Source organism: Xanthocytophaga flava (assembly GCF_030068545.1).
GTDB classification, from domain to species: Bacteria; Bacteroidota; Bacteroidia; order Cytophagales; family 172606-1; genus Xanthocytophaga; species Xanthocytophaga flava.
The window spans coordinates 442,677-464,144 of record NZ_JASJOR010000004.1; the positions used below are offsets into that span (position 1 = coordinate 442,677).

Below are 21,468 nucleotides of genomic sequence, written 5' to 3' on the forward strand. Positions count from 1 at the left end.
GCGAAGTTTATCATAACCAACGTTTTCGCTTAAACCAGATATAAATGCCCAATGAAATAGCTACCATGGCGCCTAGTGATATTGGATATCCCCACTTGTGCCTTAGTTCTGGCATATAATCGAAATTCATCCCGTAGATACCTGCAATAAAGGTAAGAGGCATAAAAAACACCGAAAAAATTGTGAGGACTTTTACAATGTCATTGGTACGCTGAGCAGATAAAGAAATGTATACATTCAACAAGTTACTGATATCATCCAGTAACTGGGCGTAGGCAACTTCCAGTTTAGTATGCAAATCCCTAACATCTTGCAAAGCGGCGGTATCTCTGGGAGTTGTGGTAATTTTAGCTAACACATCACGGGTCACAAATAGGATGCGCTGACAGATACTAGCTTTTCGTTTCAATACATAGAGTCGTTGTTGCAGATCCGGAATGCGTTCTTTTAAAAACACTCGTCGTTCCAATGTATCTACCTGACTCACCAAGGCTTCGGCTTCTTGTTCATATGTATGCAACACATTCCAAACCACTTTCACAACAGCCTCTTCAGGAAAAGTTACATAGCCTGTATCTACATATTTCTCTTTAATCTCATCTATAAAGGGGATCTGGCGGCGATGAATCGTGAGCAGAAACCCGTTGTTATAAAAAAATCCTATTTTGGAGGAGAGTTCCTGCACCGTATGTATATCATGCTTGCCAGCCTCACCATTTTTTGCTCCACCATTGCGCGGACTATAAAAACGTACAATGATAAACTTATAGGCCCCTGTATTTTCATATTTAGGAAGGTGATCAGGTTCCAGACAGTCTTTGATTGCATAGTGAGGCAATCCAAACTCATTTGCAATCTCCTGGATTTCCTCAGGGTCAGGCTGAGTAATATCCATCCAGCGAAAACCAGATAAAGCAACTACATCCAGGTCGCTTTTTTCTGTACAATGGTTATCTAATAGACAGCGAATCATATCTCAATGATACAGCATAAAACATAATCTCACAAATTTCCACCACCTTCATGACTTATACAGGTACAGTCTCTATATCTTTGGATCCCTCTTCTGCACCCGAGGGTGGCTCAGAATGTATTTTTTTACGTATTACCCAATAGTATAGTGGAGGAATAAGGACAGGCGCAAACAATAAAGTAGATGTCAATCCTCCAATGATTACTGTAGCCAATGGCCGCTGCACATCAGAACCAATTCCTTTGGATATTGCAGCGGGTACCAATCCAATAATTGCCACCACCAGAATGGATAAAATAGCCCGAAGCTGATGAACAGAGGCATGAATGATTCGATTATCCAGATCTGTATGTCCATACCCCACTTCCCTGTTAATTGCCGATACCAGTAACACTCCGGCCATTACAGAAATACCAAAGATAGATACAAACCCTACCCCAGCAGATACATTAAAGTGATAATCACGCAGCCAGAGCGCTACAATGCCTCCTGACAATGCAAAGGTGATACAGGCCATTGTAATCAAGGTATGGCTAAATTGCCTGAAAAGCATAAACAGAAACACAAACACTACAATAATTGTCAGAGGTATGGTTACGATCAACTGTTTGCCTGCACGTCCCAGGTTTTCGTATTGTCCGCCATAGATGACCTCATACCCTTTGGGAACATGTATAGTCTGGTTGATTTTCCGACTTATTTCTGTCACAAATCCGCCCTGGTCACGACCCCGGATATTCGTCCGGACAGTCACCATACGTTTGCTATTGAGACGATAAATATTAGTTTGCCCAGCTACAAAACGGATATCAGCCAGTTGTTGCATTGGGATTAATGCGCCTGTAGCAGAAGGAACCTGTATCTTTTGAATATCATTGATACTTCCTCTGTTTTCAGGCAGATATCGGATTACAACATCATACCGCTTGGTACCATCATACAACGTAGAAATAGTCTTACCTCCAATTGCTGCTTCAATCATACGTTCGATGTCTGATACATTGATCCCAAACCGAGCAGCATTTTCTCTATTTATTGCAATTGCCAACTGATCCTGAGTACCTTCCTGTTCAATATTCACAGAAGCGGCTCCAGCGGTACTACGAACAATTGCCGCAATGCTATCTGCTTTAGGACGCATTAGTTCCAGATCTTCACCCACTATAGAGATTGCAAGATCCGCAGCACTTCCAGTTACTATCTCCATCACCTGGTCAATGATGGGCTGTCCGGATGAGAAAAAAGCTCCTGGAAAACGGTTCTGCAAACGTGTCTGCATTTCCTGAAGAAGCTCTTTTTTGGACACACTATCTGCCCATAAACTATAGTCCTTCAATCCAATCAGTATCTCTGTACGGTTAGTTGGAAAAGGGTCTGTACCATCATCATTGCGTCCCGTCTGGGTTATGACATACGATACGGGTTTATATTCAGAAACAATTTTGCGTATTTCGGGAGCAAGTTTCGCGTTTTCCTGGATAGTTACTCCAGCAGGCATAAACGAACGCATAAATATAGATCCTTCGTCCAATTCTGGCAGGAACTCTGTTCCCAGACTCCCTCCTACCAGAATTAATAGTATCACTACACCAAATCCACCTAATACAATTGCACGAGGTTTCTTTAGGAAAGATACTAGTGTCTTATGATACATTTTATCCAGAAAGTCCAGTACCAGATTTTTATGTTCTTTTAGTGGTTTGGTAGTAGAAGTCAACGATTTCTTATAGGCAAATGAAATCAGTACCGGAATCAATGTCATAGCACAAACCATAGAGCCAATCACGGCAAAAGCTAGTGTCAAAGCCATTGGTGAAAATAGTTTTCCCTCTACCCGAGTCATTAACAGAATAGGCATATAGGCCAGGATAATAATTGTGACAGAGAAAAATATCTCACGTCCTACTTCCTGAGCGGCGGACATGGTAATGCGAATAATACCCTCTCGTTTCTCTACATCAGTTGCTGTCCGGTATTTACGGATTAGATGTTCCGCCATAACGCAGGCTCCGTCTACAATAATCCCGAAGTCAATAGCACCCAGCGAAAGCAGGTTTGCAGGAATCCCACTGATCTTCATCAGAATGAAGGCAAATAACAAAGAGAATGGAATAGTGATGGTCACTACCAGAGCTGCCCTCCAGCTTCCCAGAAACAAAATCAGTAAAATAATCACAATAGACACTCCCTCAAACAGGGTATGCCCTACAGTCTCTAATGAGTGATTGATCAGAAAGCTTCGGTCATAGAGTACACGTAGTTTTACTCCTTCAGGTAGCTGTTGCGTCTCCAACGTCTCAATTTGCTTTTTCAGCTTTCCTAATACTTCACTGGGATTTTCTCCTCTTCTTAGCAAAATAATACCTTCTGTAGCGCTACCCACGTCTAGTCCCTCAGAAGGCACTGCATAGCCCATAATACCAGAAGGTGGTGGTGGAGCAACCTCAACAGAAGCCACATCCCGTACGAATACAGGGACACCACTTACAGCAGTAAGTACAATATTTTCTATATCGTTTTCTGTCTTGATAGCCCCTAATCCACGAATAGCAAATCCCTGCCCTCCTCTTTCAATCACATTGCCTCCTGTATTCTGATTATTTTTCTCAATAGCATCTATCACATCTGGCAGTGTGAGATTATACTTATGTAACTTATCTGGAGATGTTAGAACATGAAATTGCTTCATGGGTCCGCCAAAGGTTGTGATATCCGCAATGCCTGGCACCTGAAGTAGATAAGGACGAATGACCCAGTCCTGCAAATCCCGTAACTGCATAGGAGTATAAGTAGGTGGAGCCTCTACTACATACCGATAAATTTCACCAACAGCAGTGGTAAGTGGAGCCAGTTCCGGACTCACACCGTCGGGGAGTTCGGCAGTTGCCAGTCGTTCATTGACCTGCTGACGTGCAAAATAGTCGTCTGTGCCATCCTGAAATGTAAGCTGCACTACAGAAAGTCCAAAGATAGTACGAGACCTACGATCCAACACACGAGGCACATTATTAAGAGCCCGTTCAATAGGAATAGTCACCTGTTGTTCTACTTCTTCGGCTGCCCGACCTGGATAGGTAGCAATCACAATAACATTGGTATCTGCAATATCCGGATAGGCTTCAATCTTGAGCATGGTAAAGCACCAGTATCCAACACCCATCAGCACCAGGCTGATAGCAATCACTACCCATCGGTTGGTTAGGGCAAAAACAAGTGTATTACGAATCATAAAGGGTAAGTCTTAGAATGTTCGTTACCAGATTTCCACCTGGTGAGTAATAATCAAGCCATGAGACATTTCATGGCGCAGAAGAGTCAGCACCTGACGAACTTTCTCATCCTGATCGATGAAGGTGATCAGAACAGGTGGCTCATCAAATGAAAACAGTGAATGTGGATCTGTAATATGTTGGTTTGGACCAAACCCGGCAATGCCTTCAAATACTGTCGCACCTTCTATCTTATGGATGATCAGGAATTCAAGTATATATCGAAATAATAAACGGGAGTCTTTTCGCTCACCTTTATCAATGAAAATCTGAGCCTGTAACATACTAACCAACTTTTAGTAAGATGAAGTACTGAAATTCGAATGATAATACTATTAATAGCCGAATGATAGACCTTTCAGTTGCATAGCACCTTCAGTTACTACCTTATCGTTAGCAGCTAGTCCATTGTATATAATAATAGAAGAGCCCAGTTGTTGCCCTGTCATTACAGGTCTTCGTTCAAAGGTGTGTTTATCTTTTTGCACAAAAACATAATCCTTGCCCTGTACAGTCACTAAAGCCTCTTTGGGAACAGAGATATAATTTCCCTCGGATACATCAAACTGAACTGTAGCAAACATGCCTGCACGTAGTTGTGCGTCAGGATTTACAATGCTGATGCGCATTTTTACCATCCGGGTTACATTGTCTACTACATTGCCAATGCTCTCTACTTTTCCTTTGTAAGGTTGGTTAGGAAGTGACGTGAATACAACTACACACAGATCTCCCTCTTTTACTTTGTTAGACTGATTTTCTGGCATTTCACATATCATCCAGACTGTGCCATTTTTTGCATTAAGCAGCATTTCAGGTTGAAAGCCTGCCAATCGAAGCATCGCTTCATGTTCAATCTCTGCAGCCTTTTCATTAGCCAGATTAGTTTCTTCCATAGCCAGAGCTGTCTGCGCTTCCAGCACTTCTTTACCAGAAGCAGCACCATTGGCTTGCAGATCTTTGGCTCGTTCCAGTTCAATACGTTTCTGTCGAATATTTACATTGCGGATTCGCTGAATATTAATTGTGTGCTGAAGCAATTGGGTATAGTTGGCAGTCAAATCTGAATTATCAAACAGTACCAGATTTTGTCCTGCATCTTTATCTGAACGAACCACTGTAGCCACTACGCGGGCAGGAGCCTTGAGATCAGCCCGCTGGCTGGAACTCTCGATAACTTTTCCCTTAAAAAAGTCGGACTCTTTTTCATTGGAAAAGACAATAGTCTGTCCTCCGTCTTTCACCTGTGGACGGCTAACTTGCTGTACAGGTGCTTTTTCACTTTTTTTACTACAGGCCGTAATCCATAGACAACCGACCACTATAAGTATTAAATGTTGGAGTTTCATAATATAGTCACTAAAAGAAGTCATACAAATTACAGTTGACTGATCAGGCCTGATACAGACAACAATTGCAAATAACTTTGACGATAACTGAGTACGGTATTATAGTACAGTTGTCGGGTATCGACCCAGGACCGCTGCGCTTCCAGAAAATCAATAATGCTGGTTCCTCCACGTAGATAAGCATACCGAACCGTATTCAATACCTTATCTGACTGATTCAGGATAGTCTGAAAACGATCTACGTTCTTTCGCTGAACCTGATAATTGTCATAGGCTGCACGCAGTTCTGTTTGGATCTGAAGGGCTACAGCTTTTTGGTTTTGTATAGCCTGTTCACGCACTATTTTCGACTTCTGTATTTCCCCCTGATTTCGGTTAAAAAACGGTAGGTCTATCGTGCCAAAAAAACCCAGATAGGGAACTGAATTCTGAGGGTTCCAGATTACGCCTATTTGTGGTTGAGGTATTGCCAGAGACTTCTGCAACCGGATATTTACTTCAGAAGCATTAATGCCTGCCTGAGCCACAGCCATATCCGTACGTCTGGAGAGTGTCTGATTAAGCAAACTGTCAAACGAAAGAGTAATAGGTATACTCTCTATCGGTACAGAAAAGGCAATGTCCAGACTGTCTGTTGTGCCAAGCATAAATTTTAGCTGCGACAGTTCATTCACATATTCCTGTTGTGAAGTACTTAACTGTAAGGCATATTGCTCAGCCAGCAATTCTGTTCGGGTCAGATCGTTTAGTGTTATAACCTGATTTTTCAGACGATTGGTATTAATCCGTACCAGACTATCTGCATTGGTCTTTGCCTGATTAATCAATTCTGTATTTACTCTCAACAACCATACATCTAACCACTTCTGAGCCACATCCAAACTAATATTTCTTTCCTGATCAGCCAATACCTTCTGGCTGTATGTATAATTCTGCGTACTTAACTCTATTTTATTTTGTCGTTGCCCCGGCCACTGGATAGTTTTAGTAAGCTGCCACCAGATCTGCTGGTTATGGCGATTCCAGATCGAAGTCCCTTCCGGATACAAACTTTGTCTGAGCAGAAACAAAGACTGGTTGTTCAGCGTCAGATTGGGTCGCAGTGTAGCAGTGATCTGATCACTCTGAGCTATACCCAGATTGTAACCAGCTACCTTTAATGTAGGATTATTGCTACGAGCCTGCTGTACGGCTTCAACCATTGAGAGAACACTCTGTCCCCATACCCGGCTGCACAGCAATAGAAAAGCAATGACATAAGCAAAAAGAGGCTTCATATACACCAAAAGCTACAGGTAAATAACAATTTCAGCCTTGTTCAAAACTTATAACCTCACTACAATCTGTTAACCAACCTTTTTAATACTATGGACATTCAACAAAAGGGAGGTTTCTGGCTGATTCATCAACACAGGCAAATGTACAGTAAGACTCTACTGCCGGGATTAGAAAGTTGTTAGAATACTATTAAAATGTAATTAAGATTCAGGTTTATATTCCTTAGGAGTGACATTAGATAGAGCTTTTAGAGAGAGCGATCTTTAATCTCATAAAAGACAGATCTATACTATAGATGAGGTATCTTTACAATAAATGTTGTACCGGAACCAGGTTGCGAAGAGACGAGAACGATTCCATGATGAAGAGAAATAATCTTTTGAACCAATGACAATCCTATTCCATTCCCTGTGATAGTAGGATGATCTTTTCCTCTATAGAAGGGTTGAAATATATAGGGTAGATCCTCTGAAGAAATCCCAATACCATGATCTTTAAATTCCAGTATAGTAAACTGCTGTGAATAGCTGATTCCTACTGTCACATGTTGGTCAGGTGAGAATTTACATCCATTTTCAATAAGATTGGAAAAAGCAACTTCCAGCAGATACCAGTTGCCATTTACAGAAATCCATTCGTCCTGTTCTGGTTCATTATGAAATTCAAAGCTGGCTTTATAAGCAGGTTGTTGTTTGAGTACTTTTTGTTGGGCATCCAGTAGTAATTCATCTAAACGAATGGTCTTAAATGCAATTTCGGTTTCGTCATAACTTGCTTTGGCAAAATCCAGCAGATCATTAGATAACCGAACCAGCTTCTGAGCATCATCCTGTGTACGCTGCACTACCTGTTGATATTCTGCCAGTGAACGATCTCTGGAAGATGCCAACCCTAACTCTGCCACAATGGCAGCAAGAGGAGTACGTAATTCATGTGAAATATGAGAAACAAACGCTTTCTGAGCATTAAACGACTGCTCCAGACGATCCAGCATCCGGTTAAACGTAATCCCCAGTTCGGCTATCTCATCTTTTCGGTTTCCCTCCTGTACACGCAGATTCAACTTCGTTGCTGAAATATGTTCTACCTCCTGTACCAGTTGAGATACAGGTTTTAATGCCTGCCAGGCGAGGAACTGAGCCGCAAGAAATATGAAGATAGTACTAACCAAACAAGTTATCAGTAGAATAATACCCAACCTGTGTAGCTTAGCAAATCCATAAGCATCATATGCAGCTGCCGTGATCAGGTAAGGTTTTTGGTTGTGAAGATAAATAAATCCGATAGCCTGCTTTCCCTGCTCATAAAAGTGTATCTGCTTTTTCTGCTCGATCTTCTGCATCATTTCAGGAGTTTCTTTAATTAGATCACTTTCTACCGCATCGTGATACAACAAGGTATGTGTGGAGTCGAAAATGGCTACTTCTTCACGGGAAAGAGCATTGGGCGTATTATCATAGATGATCTGTAGAGTCTTAGGCGACACTCGGGCATTCAACAGTAAATCAGCTCTGGTGATAGCCTGTTGTCTGATACGTTTAAAAAATTCCTCTTCCCGATTATCTGAATACGCTAGATAAATCACTAGAGCAAAAGCCACTAATAACATAGCCATTACAGCTGTAAACAGCAAGGTGAGCCGGGTACGAATTTTCATATCAGGGGTTCTTCTCTGAAAATAAATCCCATTCCTGTCTTGGTATGAATGAGTTTTACATCAAAGTCTTTATCAATCTTTTTTCGAAGATAATTGATGTATACATCAATAAAGTTAGTTCCTGTATCAAAAAATGTATCCCATACCTTCTCAGCAATTTCTGTACGAGTTAATAAACGGCCCGCATTACGCATCATATATTCCAATAACTTATATTCCTTGGGCGTAAGCTGGATGGATTTTCCACTCCGCGTTACAGTTTTTGTATCCACATTCACTTCCAGATCTGCATACTTCAATAAAAATCCCAGACTTTGTGTATCCCATGAATTTCTGTTCAAACGTGCACGTATGCGTACATACAACTCACGCAAGTCAAATGGCTTAACCAGGTAATCATCTGCACCAGCATCAAATCCCTCCACTTTATCATTGGTAGTACCTAGTGCAGTAAGCATAATAATAGGAAGAGAAGGCTTGATCTTACGAATCTGCTGGCACAACTCCAATCCATTAATTTTTGGTAAGATGATATCCAGAATCACCAGTGTAAATTCCTGTTGCTGTATCAATTTCTTACCAATTTGCCCATCATAAGCTAGAGTTACATCATAACCTTGTTCCTCCAATCCCCTCTTGATCAGTTCAGCCACTCTTTCATCATCTTCAACAACTAAAATATTCATATAGGTTAAGACTGTATTTATGCAAAGGTTGCAAATAGAATTTGAATAGGACAACTATTACTGCTTAGTTTATACCAGAACTATATAACTTTAGTAGCAGACTATCCACAAACAAAAAAGTCTGACTAAAATAGCCAGACTTTTTTGTTTGTATATACTGTAATGTATCTCTTAAGCCGCCATTGAGGATTCTGAGCGGTTTTGATCAGCATGTAACAACATACGAGTGCCTGATAACAAAATACCTAAACCACAGAAAGCACACAAAGCCATCATTAATACCATCGGAAAAGCAGTGTTGTTATGCATCACACTTACGCCAGCAGAAACCAATCCTCCCATAGCCATACGAAAACTACCCATCAATGCAGCAGCGGTACCTGCCTGACGAGCAAAAGGTGCTAGCGAGAGAGCAGATGTATTAGGGTTGATAATCCCTTGTCCGGTTAAGAATAGAAACAATAACCCTATCAATTCATACTTACCAAACAGATTATAGCTAACACCTGTAATCATAATTGCTCCGATAATCACCTGTCCGATAAGAGCTGTAGCAATCAGTTGTTCACTTTTAAACCGTCTCAGCAAAATATGATTTAACTGAGTTGGCCCAATCATAGCAAATGCCAGAAAGGCAAATATCCATCCATATTCCTGTTCGCTTACTTTATACAGGTTCATAAACACATCTGCTGATCCGGCAATGTAAGCAAATGGTGCAGAAGTAGCAATTCCTCCTACCAGAGCATAAATCAAAAAAGTAGGCTGTTTAATTACACTAAGAAAGTTATTAATTACTGATTTTGGACGAAGTGACAATTCAGTATCAGGAGGGCTACCACTAGGCAACTTATACCGGATGCCTAACAACATAATAGCTGTAATGGCAGCCAGAATCACAAACACCCAGTGCCAGCTCAACACAGATGTTAGATATCCTCCTACAGTTGGTGCAATCATAGGTGATATGGCAATAACCAACATAATTGTAGAAAGTACCTGAGCAATTTTCTCAACCGGAAATATATCCCGAACTAATGCCTGTGAAGCCACAATTCCTACACAACCTCCCAAAGCCTGTAAAAAACGCATTACAATCAGAGCTTCAACAGATGTAGTCATAGCACATCCCAGTGAAGCCAGGGTATAAAGACTCAATCCTACATATAAAGGATTTTTACGTCCGAACCGGTCTAGTAATGGACCGTATATTAGCTGTCCCACAGAAATACCTACCAGATAGGCAGTCAATGACAACTGCACATTGGCAATAGAAGTATGTAAATCTTCTGCAATAGCTGGAAATCCAGGCAGATACATATCAATCGAAAACGGACTGATAGTAGCCAATGACCCCAGAATCATAATTAGGATAAAATAGTGTTTTTTGCTCATAGCTGCAGACTCTTATTGTATTATTTCTTCCCTTCTAAATATACACTAACCAAACAGGTATAGTTGCATCTTTTTTCAAAAACCTCTATAAATACAGTAAAATCCTCAGAGAGTGAAATTGTTAGAACATATTGAAAGACAATAGAGATTGCTAATTATCTGCTTTTAAAAAACCAATCGCCTGTACTGGCCTGGTAAATACCAGAACAATCCAGGCGATAAGGATAAATTCGTATTATCCGGTTAATACTTAAAATTATTGCTTTATCTATTCAATGCTCTTAATCTCGTGTTTTTCTCCAGCCAGCCATATCAGATCACCATTCTCAAAAACAGTAGATGGATCAGGGTTAATGATACGATTTCCGTTTCGTTCAATACCAATCACAATACCTCTGGTTTTTTCACGTATAAGAGACTCTCTTATGCTTTTACCTAAAAACGGAAATTTATTATCTACTACTAGCTGCTTTAATGTTACATCTGGTACTACTACAGTCTGATTATTTTGCAATGGTTCAACAACTGTTCGGAATTGTTTCAATTGTGCATCTGTCCCAACAACGGTCAAGGTATCAGCCGGATAAACATGCTCATTGCCTCGGGGAGCGAGAATAACTCTACTGCCACGTTCAATTTGCGCCACATTCACTCCATATCTTTCACGAAAAGCAAGTTCTGTTAATGTTTGCCCGATAATCTGGGAGTCAGGACTGATTTCGAATTGAGTCAGGTGAGCATCCCAGGGAAGTAATTGTGACTTAACAGGAGCAAGTTCTTCTGGCTGCGATTTTGCGGTGAGATTATAAAGAAACCTCTTTTCAATACGGGCATAGGTTTGCTGTAATCGTTGCGTAAACAGAGGGAGTACCACCCCTATCAATAATATTGCCGAAACAAAGGCGATCAGCGGAGAGAAAAGCTGATCCAGTAAAAAACCAACCAATACAATGCCAATAATAACCCGTCCTGCCTCCAGAGCCACTAGCGGTCCACGATTAAATATTCTGTTTGACCAAAGTGCGTTATAAGAATGGGTACGAATTCTACGTACAGACAATGCCCATAAAAAAGGTAGCATTAGCGTCAAAGCAATGAAAGCAGTTACTACATTTCCCCAGGAGTTAGCGACCAGTTTTGCTTTGATCACATCGGTAAGAAAATAAGTAGTCAACAAGATAATGCCAACAATAACTACTGTATTAAGGATAATAATCTGAGCAAAATTTTTCAATACGCCCTGCCAGTCACTGACATGAGTTATTGTTTGTGTACCAGAACTATAACTATTCAAAAATGCTCTCCATCGTGCAGGCAGCCATTTGTCAATCTGGTGACATACTGGCTCTGCCAACCTGATCATATAAGGTGTAGTGAAAGTGGTGACCGCAGAAACAGCAACCGCTACAGGATATAAAAAATCACTAGTTACTTTGAGAGTTAATCCAAGAGTTGCAATGATAAATGAAAACTCACCAATCTGTGTCAAACTCATTCCTGTCTGAACAGCTTGTTTTAAGGGTTGTCCGGAGATCAATGCTCCCAATGTTACATTGAGGGATTTCCCAACTATAACTACTCCAGCAATAAGCATAATAGGACCTGCATGTTCAATCAGCATATGATAGTCGATTAACATACCTACCGACACAAAAAATACAGCACCAAACAGATTTTTCACTGGCTGCATCATATGCTCGATCTTCTCAACAAAGATAGTCTCCGATAAGATAGATCCCATAACAAAAGCCCCCAATGCAGCTGAGAAACCTGCTTCTGTAACCAATACTACCATAAGCAAACACAATGCAATGGAAATGACAAGCAGCATCTCATCTGTCATATGTTTACGAATCTTACGCAAAAATGTAGGAATCAGATAGATCCCAGCCAGAAACCATACTGTTAAAAAGAAGGCCAGCTTTAATATAGAGGTTAACAATTGCATTCCAGCAAATTGCTGACTTGCAGCTAAGGTGCTTAACAATACCAGTAATAAAATAGCCACAAGGTCTTCAATTACCAAAATACCAAAGACTAATCCGGCAAACTTCTGGCTTTTGACATTTAGTTCTTCAAATGCACGAATTATAATGGTAGTAGAAGAAATGGCAATAATGCCACCCAAAAATAAACTATCCATTCGAGACCACCCAAGTAGTTTTCCGGTACCATATCCGAGCAGTAGCATAGCACCTACTTCAAAGATTCCTGTTATGGATGAAGTTCCTCCTACCTCAACCAGCTTCTTAAAACTAAACTCCAATCCCAGGCCAAACAATAAAAAAATAACTCCAATGTCAGCCCAGATCCTAATGGTTTCTATATCTGTAATAGTTGGAAATAGTGAGAAGTTAGGGCCTACCAATACACCAGCCAGAATATATCCTAGTACCAGAGGTTGTTTGAGAACTTTAAATAAGAGAGTAGTGACACCAGCAGCACCTAAGATCAAAGCCAGGTCTATAATTAATTGAGGTACATGAGACATAAGCGTAATACTATAGAGATGAGGCTGAGCAAAAAAGTCCTTGCCAGAAAACAAGTTCAGACCCCAAATCTACATACTTACCATTCAATAGACTAACAGTTTTTTGCAGTTATCCATTATCTTCTTCCAAAAAAATAATTGTTAGATGTACAATTATTACTATCCCCAACACCCATAAACCATTCTATATCATCACATTTTCTTATACTGACAACTCTGTTTGCCGTATTTCTTCTTCTTCCATCTTTCGCTTCAATCCCTCCCGTCCATCATAGCTCACAAACTTTGGTAAAAGTAATGCCAGCACAACCGAACCTACTACAGTCATAACACCGCCAGAAATAATAGAAGTCTTCAGATCAAACCAATAGGCTATTAATCCGGCTTCTGCATCACCCAGCATAGGTCCTGTCATAAAGCTTATCATCTCAATGCCAGCAAGCCGTCCACGCAAATGGTCCGGAATTGTTTGATTCCAGATAGTTCCCCGAAAAAGTCCGCTAATCATATCAAAGAATCCAGCTACTCCCAAAAATACCAACGCATAGTATAGATTAGACGATAATCCAAAAAAGATGATAGCTACACCCCATAAGGCTGCAGCAATAACAATAAATAGTCCATGTTTATGTGTATGTTTTGCCCATCCGGAAGTCAGTGTTGCAACCAATGCTCCACCTGCAATAGCTGAATAAAAAAATCCTATAGAATTAGCACCAAAACTCACTGCCAATGCTGGAAACAAAGCTTTAGGCATACCAAATAACATAGCATTGATATCAATCAGATATGTACCCAGCAATTCCTGCCGACTTATAGCGTATCGGAAACCTTTTTTTATAGATTCAAGATTAGGCTGGTCAGCATTGTCAGGAGGTGGAACAGACTGGATCATCCATACAGCCAGTAATGAAGCCATAAATGTAACCAGATCAATCGCATAAGCCCAGGAGGCACTAAACTGAGAAGCAATCAATCCACCTACAATAGGACTAATGATTGCTCCAATATTAAATCGCAGTGAGTTCAACGCGGAAACTGCTGTCATATACTCAGGTGGTACTATACGTGGAATCAAGGCTTCGAAGGAAGGCCGTTGTAGTCCGGCTAGTCCGGCCTGAATAGCAACTACCAGAAATAAAATCCAGATTTGAGGATTCGGCAGTAATGAGTTTGCTAGTAGAATCCCTATGGTAATAGTCTGTCCGATTTCTGTAATACGTAACATTTTACGACGATCCACAGCATCAGCCAATGCCCCACCCACGAATGCCAGTAAAAACATAGGTATAAATTCCGATACACCTAATAATCCTACATATAGGTTGGAATGTGTCAGTTGAAACATCTGTACAGGTACAACAACAAATGTCATCATTGACCCGAAGAAGGAAATCAACTGACCAAAAAAAAGCAAGCGGTAATCCCGAAAACGCCTAAGCGGTGTAATGTCTAAAAGCATACAAAGTATTGAGATAACAAGCTGGTTTTGTCTGTTATAAGTCATCCAGACTAAATGGGACAGCTAAATTACAGGTTATGTATGCATTTGCAAGAGCCTTACTATCAAAAAAATAGGCTTCTATCTACATCTTTCTGGTATTTTGTGTACTATGAATTTCCTACTAACACAGAGTTTTTCTTGATACGTGCCTTTTCCAATGGATTAATATGCCGCTTGTTCCAATGTTCCAGATTGATAAAATACCTGTATAACTCTTCCTTAAACTCATTTTCCGGATTATTGGGTAATCCATGGCGTTGGGTTTTATAGATAAGTTCATCACTGGGTTCTGGTTTGAGCACAAGCCCGAATTCTTTATTCAACATAATTATAGAATCCATCTTGCGAAAAATATGCTCCAATACCAATACAGGTCCATTAATATATTCTGTATGAGTTTTCAACCCTCTGATCAGAATACCGCCATCACTATTATCTTGTGACTGAAAAGTTATATCAAGCCCTTTCTGATGAAAACGCCAGAAGCCTTTATCATAATTATGTTCACGGGAAGCAGTATCCTGGTGGATGTCTGTCATAAAAAAGTAAAATTCAATTTCTGTAAAGGAGTACAATGTATCATTTACCTTTAAGTGCCAGTTGTGAATAAGATCTGTTGCAATCCGGTCAAATGAATGCTGAATAGATTTTTTACTGTCCGTAATAATGTCAAGATTAGGCATATACTAACACTTCGCTGAATAGAGGATACATACGACTACCTGACTGTGGTAGATTTCTGTAATATGCATTCCAAAAAAATAAAAACAGAGGGTGTTTTTACGGTAATTACACCGTATTTTTCACGTTTATCTTGATTAAACTCTTTTAAGAGGCATCAGTAAAATCGCAAGTATTAAGATAATAAGAACAAAAAATTCACAATCCATACAACCTTTTTGTTATTCAGCGTGTCTGACGAGTAATGTCATAGCCTTGTGCTTACACAATCTTTCCCTCCTAAAAAGAACAATATCTGCTATTGTCATTTTTCATGTACTAAACTCTCATGCTATGAAAAAAAAGCATTTATGGGCAACATATGTCTTATTCACTAGTATTCCTTTATTTTTCTTCTCCTGTAAAAAAGACCCCACATCTCCCATACCCGGACCACAGGAACCAGCAAAATCAATTACATCTTTTGCAAGCAAAGCTACTGGAGAAATTTACTCTCAATCAGTAGCCGTTGATAAATCAGGTAATACATATGTTGCTGGTAGCTTGTATGGAACAGGTACTTTTCAAACCACAGTTCTTAGTTCAGCAGGAAACAATGACATATTTATAGCTAAGTATGATTCAACTGGTCAATTGTTATGGGCTAAAATTGCAGGATGTACGGGTCAAGCGGCTGCATTGGATATAGCTATAGATCTATCTGGCAATCCGTATATAACTGGTTACTTCTTTGGTTCTATTACTTTTGGCACAACCACTATGACAACCCACGACAAAGGTCTGGCTATGTATGTGGCCAAGTACAATGCAGATGGGGATGTGCAATGGGCAAAAAAAGCATCTGGTGATGGCAGTATATCTGCAGAAGGTATTGCATTGGACAAATCAGGAAACATCTATATAACCGGAAGCTTTCATACTAATGCCACATTTGGTACAATTACCTTAACCTCAACAGGATACACTGTTTTCATTGCCAAATACACTCCTTCAGGGGCACTTCTATGGGTCAAAACCACAGGTGATGAACTTGCTTCTTATGGGAAAGATATTGCAGTAGACAATAAGGGTACTGTGTATATTACTGGTATATTCAAATATTCCCTAACTTTTGGATCAACAACTCTCACTTCCAAAGGTAAAGAAGATGTTTTCATTGCCAATTTCACAACTGACGGAGAGTTTCAATGGGCTAAAAGTGCAGGTAATACAGAAGAAGACTATGGATACAGCATTGCATTAGATGGATCTTCAGGTGTATATATTGCCGGATCTTTTAATAAAACTATCACTTTTGACAATAGAACTCTAACATCCAATGGATGGGCAGACATGTTTCTGGTAAAGTATACTACTTCAGGACAGGTACAATGGGCAATTAGTGCAGGAACAGACAGCCAGGAGAATGCATTTGCTATCACTACGGATCTATCTGGAAATGTATATGCTACCGGATATTTTTATAACACTATATCTTTTGGAAATGAGGCTTTAACCTCCAACGGGTCTGCAGATATCTTTGTAATAAAGTACAATCCTACGGGAAATATTCTGTGGGCTAAAAATGCAGGAGGAGCTAATATGGATCACGGTAAGGGAATCGCCTTGGATGAGGATAATAACCCTTATATTACAGGTCTCTTTATTCAATCCGCCACTTTTGGTGATACTATACTTACTAGTCCGAATGAGGGCATGTATCTGTGGCGCATAGTTCCCTGACTCTATTTATAATACTCAGTAATCTCTGAGACAGACTCAAAGTAGTCTGTCTCAGAGATTACTGAGTATGTCATTATTTCTTTCGATGGTAACTTACCACTCTATCTCCCTGGCAGGAAACAATCAGAATATATTTCCCCAACTGCTGCTTAACCGACTGATCTCCCGGATCTTCTTCTCTGGAAAAGTCATAAATTAATTCAGAATGAGTTGTATCTGTTACCCCTAAGAGATTGACTACCTCCTTTTTGGTTTTACCAACCAGATTCATTTCCCGAATCATATCATCTGTCACATCATACAAACTATAACTCATCGGCTTGCTGGACAAAATATCTTCATAATAATAATAGGCCATGGTAGTCCCTACAATCATTATAGTTAGAAGAGGTGTACCAATAATAGTAGAGATACCAGCCCAAACCCGTGCTTTATTATTGGAACTGACCTGTTGCCGGATACGGTAATAGATTACAAAATAGATAAGAGAAAGTACTCCCAGAACTATAGCAATACTTGTAAATGTTCCTGTCGCATTAATTGCAAGTGTAATTGTTTCCATAGATGTAAATAAGCTGTTCAGCATCTATGCTTATGCTGATATTATCCATTAGACTCTCAATGATAAAATTATCTGATCACCTGTTTTATTCTCATTAAGAATCTGCTTTAAAACACATTGATTTAATTAATCAGATGACTTTATATATACTTAAAATTCTAAGAGTGTAATCCATACACCAAAAAACTAATATAAATTATCATGCCAGTTTACTATTAATCACTAGCAGCACAAAAGTCCAGATTCTCAGATAATAAGCTATCTAATCTATTTTGACCCGAAGGAATGTACTGATATACAAACCGTTATTGAAAACAATCATCAAAGATTGTTCCAAAAACAGGAGTAAGTAGTTCTTTGAGAAAATATTTTCTATAATTAACTAATAATCTCCTTTTCTAACAATTAAAGACATCAAACTGAAGTAAATCGTTTCTGTGTTCTAGTGGAAATAATCTAAGAATTATGTCCGAAAATATATCACTGTCCGATCTAGAGCCGACTCAAAAAAAAATCATAAAAAAATCATTTTCTACTGTAACCTTCTTTCACACGGTCGGTTTCCCTTACTGTAACAGATGCAAAACCTATTGAATCAGACTTGAACTCACCAACTGACAATTCACTTATGTTCCAGGTAAAAGCTGGCGATCTGAATAAGATGGGATTGCTCTTTGAACGATACCATCGTAAACTGTTCAGCTTTCTTTATTATATGACAGGCAAAGATGATGCAAGTGAGGATCTGGTGCAGAATGTGTTTTTTCGGATGCTGAAATATCGTCATACATTCACAGGTGAGGGAGAATTTAAAACATGGATGTACCATCTGGCTCGCAATGTATTAGCTGATCACAGTCAGAAAAACAAGCGATCGGTTTTGCATGAAGATGTACAAAACTATTCTGAACGAATCAGTAGTGGAGCTGGTGCAGATGACTCTATTTATAAGGAGCAGGAACTGACAACCTTGTACGATTCACTGGGAAAACTTCCGGAAGAATATCGTGAAATATTGGTATTGAGTCGCTTTCAGGAGCTTAAATATGAAGAAATAGCCCGAATCCTGAATACAACAGAAGGTGCTGTGAAAGTGAAAGTACATCGGGCAATGAATCAGTTAAAAAATATTTACTTAAAGCTGGAACAGTAAGATGACTAATTGCAAAGATATAGAGGAAAAACTAGCTGACTGGCTTGAAAACCAATTATTACCACAAGAACAAGTACAGGTTGAAAGCCATTTGAAGCAATGTCCCGCCTGTCAGCAGGAATGGCAAGCTATGCAACAGGTATGGATGCAAATGGGACAGCTACCTTCTCCAAAACCAGGGCCTGCCATGAAGATACGATTTGAGGCAATGCTGGAAACATATGCAACAACGGTAGAGGAACAACAAACATATTCACCTCGCCAGCTGCTGCAACTTGTAAAACACCTCTGGCAATCTGTATGGATGCCAAGATTAGCCTATAGTCTTCTGCTTATCAGTATTGGGCTGGGAGCTGGATATTGGTTACATAAACCAAATGATCCTCAGATATCTCAGTATCAGCATCAGATTGATACGTTATCAATACAGATGCAGGAAATGCGCCAGATGATGTTGTTGTCACTACTTGAAAACCCTTCTGCCTCAGAGCGACTACGGGCAGTAAGCCTTACACAGGAAATTAAGCGAGTCGACACAAAGGTCATTGAAGCACTAATGACAACACTCAACAATGATCCAAATGTCAATGTGCGCCTGGTTACGCTGGAAGCATTGGCAGAACTTGCCGATGATCCTTTGGTACGTGAAGGACTTGTACAGTCACTTGCCCATCAAGATTCGCCACTGGTACAGGTAGCACTGGCAGATATTATGGTCAAATTACAGGAAAAACGTTCTATTGAACTTTTACGTAAGCTATTGAAACAGGAAAATGTAGACGGCACTGTCAAAAGTAAAATCCAGCAGACAATCAAAGAACTCTCATAAACATCCACACCTTTACCTTTTACTATATATCTATGAAAACTATTGCCAAGCTTTGTCTGGCGGGGTTAGTACTCTGCCAGACTCACTGGAATGCCTTTTCCCAGACCCAGCAATGGAAAGAACGTGTTACCAAAACATTTACATTGTCAAAAGAAGCTAAAGCTACTACACTGGCAGTCTATAACATAACCGGATTTATACGGGTAGAAGGTTATGCTGGCAGCCAGGTCCAGATAGAGGTAGACCAGGAACTATCAGCCAAGGATGCACAAACACTGGAACAAGGTAAGAAAGAGTTTAAGCTCCAGTTTGATCAGAATGCGGATAGCATTGTAGCCTATATTGCAGCTCCCTATGATTCACGTCCCAATCGCAATTGTTGCTGTTGTGATAACCGGTCTATTCGCTATCATTATGCACTCGACTTCACGATTAAAGTTCCGTATAGTATGAATCTGCATGTATCAACTGTAAACCAAGGAGATGTAGTAATAAAAGACGTCACAGGTAGCCTACATGCTTATAATGTCAATGGACCTATCACATTAACCAATGCAAAGGGAGCCACAGATGTACGTACAATTAATGGCGATGTAGAGATCAATTATATTAGTGCACCTCCTGAACAATCCTCCTATTATACACTCAATGGCGATATTCGTATCATTTACCCAGCTTCACTATCAGCCTTACTGGAGTTTAAAAGCTTTCAGGGAGAATTTTACACAGACTTTCCAAATGTAGAGGTGCTACCAGCTCATATTATTAAGAATGAAGAGAAAAAGGCTAACAGCACTATCTATAAACTGACTAAAAACACCTCTATGCGAGTCGGAAAAGGTGGTAAAACTTTCTTCTTTGAAACATTTAACGGAAACATATATATTAAAAAGCAATCCTGATGAAAACGTCCCAAATCCAACGAACAATGAATCTATCCGGTCTATTCAGAAAATATATTCTTCCTGTATTTCTCCTTCTTCTGACAATAAGTTTACCATTGTCAGCACAAAACGAAGTAAAAGAACAACTTGTGATTCCTCTCAGTGATCCTAATAAACCTGGATTTCTGGAAGTAGGTCTGGTAAATGGTTCCATTCGTGTCACTTCCCATACTAGTAAAGAAGTGATTATAGAAGGAGCAGTTGGTAGTTCTAAAAAGCACAAAGAAGATGACGCTGTTAGTGCTAATGGCATGCGCCGAATCGCCAAAACCAACAGTATGGAACTGACAGCAGAAGAACATAGCAATCGTATTTCTGTGAACACAAACAGCCATATGAGAGCTATCGACCTAACAATCAAAGTACCACAACGATTCTCACTAAAACTCAGTACAGTTAACAATGGTGATATCTTGGTTGAAAATGTAAATGGTGAGCTGGAAATTACGAATGTTAATGGAAGAATTGAACTTACCAATATTGAAGGATCTGCAGTTGCGAATACAGTCAATGGGGCTCTTATTGCCATTTTCAAAGACATTACCCCAAATACACCTATGGCATTTTCGACATTGAATGGTAAAGTAGATGTTACACTACCTGTCAATGTAAAAGCTAATGTAAAACTTAAATCAGATCAGGGTGAAATTTATAGTGACTTTGATATTGCAGTAGATAAAACTCAGCCCAGGGTAGACAAATCAAGTCAGAATGGGATGTACCGTGTCAGTATAGATGACTGGACATACGGGAAGATTAATGGAGGGGGACCTGAAATAATGGCCAAGAACATGCATGGCAACATTTATATCCGAAAGGCAAAGTAAACTCAAAATAGATGCTTTGTGTTTGTCTCTCATCACACAACCTCTCTGGGATACTTACTAGAGGTTGTGTTTTTTATGAATTTTCTGAAATCAATAGTTGTCTATCATAGATTGGTTGAGATAAAACAAAATCGCCCGACTCAATGCC

Annotated in this window: 17 protein-coding genes; 5 read left to right on the forward strand and 12 right to left on the reverse strand. The window is 39.8% G+C overall.

Annotated elements, in window-relative coordinates:
- Positions 1–10: 10 nt before the first annotated feature.
- From QNI15_RS08980 to QNI15_RS09030, 11 genes are all read right to left on the reverse strand, one after another.
- The gene (locus QNI15_RS08980) at positions 11–973 is read right to left on the reverse strand and encodes a magnesium transporter CorA family protein (protein WP_314031453.1); all 963 of its coding nucleotides are present in this window, start codon (positions 971–973) and stop codon (positions 11–13) included.
- Between the two features lie 55 nt (positions 974–1,028).
- Complete coding sequence (locus tag QNI15_RS08985; protein ID WP_314031454.1) at positions 1,029–4,202, reverse strand: efflux RND transporter permease subunit; 3,174 nt, start codon at positions 4,200–4,202, stop codon at positions 1,029–1,031.
- A 24-nt stretch (positions 4,203–4,226) separates the two neighbouring features.
- Entirely contained in the window at positions 4,227–4,526 is a 300-nt protein-coding gene (locus QNI15_RS08990; RefSeq protein WP_314002406.1) for a DUF190 domain-containing protein, read from the reverse strand.
- A gap of 51 nt (positions 4,527–4,577) precedes the next feature.
- Positions 4,578–5,591, reverse strand: a complete 1,014-nt coding sequence (locus QNI15_RS08995; protein WP_314031455.1) for an efflux RND transporter periplasmic adaptor subunit — start codon at positions 5,589–5,591, stop codon at positions 4,578–4,580.
- Between the two features lie 29 nt (positions 5,592–5,620).
- Positions 5,621–6,868 (reverse strand): TolC family protein, encoded by a 1,248-nt coding sequence (locus QNI15_RS09000; RefSeq protein WP_314031457.1) that lies wholly within the window; start codon positions 6,866–6,868, stop codon positions 5,621–5,623.
- 290 nt (positions 6,869–7,158) lie between these two features.
- Positions 7,159–8,526 (reverse strand): sensor histidine kinase, encoded by a 1,368-nt coding sequence (locus tag QNI15_RS09005; protein ID WP_314002412.1) that lies wholly within the window; start codon positions 8,524–8,526, stop codon positions 7,159–7,161.
- Entirely contained in the window at positions 8,523–9,212 is a 690-nt protein-coding gene (locus tag QNI15_RS09010; protein ID WP_313975820.1) for a response regulator transcription factor, read from the reverse strand. Before QNI15_RS09010 ends, QNI15_RS09005 begins: the two co-directional genes overlap by 4 nt.
- A 171-nt stretch (positions 9,213–9,383) precedes the next feature.
- A complete protein-coding gene (locus QNI15_RS09015; RefSeq protein WP_313975818.1) occupies positions 9,384–10,607 on the reverse strand; it encodes a multidrug effflux MFS transporter in 1,224 nt (407 codons plus the stop codon).
- A gap of 268 nt (positions 10,608–10,875) precedes the next feature.
- Entirely contained in the window at positions 10,876–13,098 is a 2,223-nt protein-coding gene (locus tag QNI15_RS09020) for a cation:proton antiporter domain-containing protein (protein WP_314002418.1), read from the reverse strand.
- 202 nt (positions 13,099–13,300) lie between these two features.
- Entirely contained in the window at positions 13,301–14,560 is a 1,260-nt protein-coding gene (locus tag QNI15_RS09025) for an MFS transporter (protein WP_314002420.1), read from the reverse strand.
- Between the two features lie 149 nt (positions 14,561–14,709).
- Positions 14,710–15,285 carry a hypothetical protein gene (locus QNI15_RS09030; RefSeq protein ID WP_314002422.1) on the reverse strand — a complete coding sequence of 192 codons (576 nt, stop codon included), beginning with the start codon at positions 15,283–15,285 and terminating at the stop codon, positions 14,710–14,712.
- 331 nt (positions 15,286–15,616) lie between these two features.
- Between QNI15_RS09030 and QNI15_RS09035 the strand changes: the two genes are divergently transcribed.
- Positions 15,617–17,005 (forward strand): SBBP repeat-containing protein, encoded by a 1,389-nt coding sequence (locus QNI15_RS09035; RefSeq protein WP_314031458.1) that lies wholly within the window; start codon positions 15,617–15,619, stop codon positions 17,003–17,005.
- A gap of 73 nt (positions 17,006–17,078) precedes the next feature.
- Here QNI15_RS09035 and QNI15_RS09040 read toward each other — a convergent pair whose 3' ends face one another.
- The gene (locus QNI15_RS09040; RefSeq protein ID WP_314002426.1) at positions 17,079–17,567 is read right to left on the reverse strand and encodes a hypothetical protein; all 489 of its coding nucleotides are present in this window, start codon (positions 17,565–17,567) and stop codon (positions 17,079–17,081) included.
- Positions 17,568–18,195: 628 nt separating this feature from the next.
- Here QNI15_RS09040 and QNI15_RS09045 point away from each other — a divergent pair.
- From QNI15_RS09045 to QNI15_RS09060, 4 genes are read left to right on the forward strand one after another with little or no spacing between them, the layout of a single operon-like run.
- A complete protein-coding gene (locus QNI15_RS09045; protein WP_314031459.1) occupies positions 18,196–18,720 on the forward strand; it encodes an RNA polymerase sigma factor in 525 nt (174 codons plus the stop codon).
- 1 nt (position 18,721) lies between these two features.
- On the forward strand, positions 18,722–19,549 hold the full coding sequence (locus tag QNI15_RS09050) for a HEAT repeat domain-containing protein (protein WP_314002430.1): 828 nt from the start codon (positions 18,722–18,724) through the stop codon (positions 19,547–19,549).
- Between the two features lie 32 nt (positions 19,550–19,581).
- Positions 19,582–20,451 (forward strand): DUF4097 family beta strand repeat-containing protein, encoded by an 870-nt coding sequence (locus QNI15_RS09055; protein ID WP_314031460.1) that lies wholly within the window; start codon positions 19,582–19,584, stop codon positions 20,449–20,451.
- Positions 20,451–21,320, forward strand: coding sequence for a DUF4097 family beta strand repeat-containing protein (locus QNI15_RS09060; RefSeq protein ID WP_314031462.1), 870 nt, complete (start codon positions 20,451–20,453; stop codon positions 21,318–21,320). Before QNI15_RS09055 ends, QNI15_RS09060 begins: the two co-directional genes overlap by 1 nt.
- Positions 21,321–21,468 lie beyond the last annotated feature (148 nt).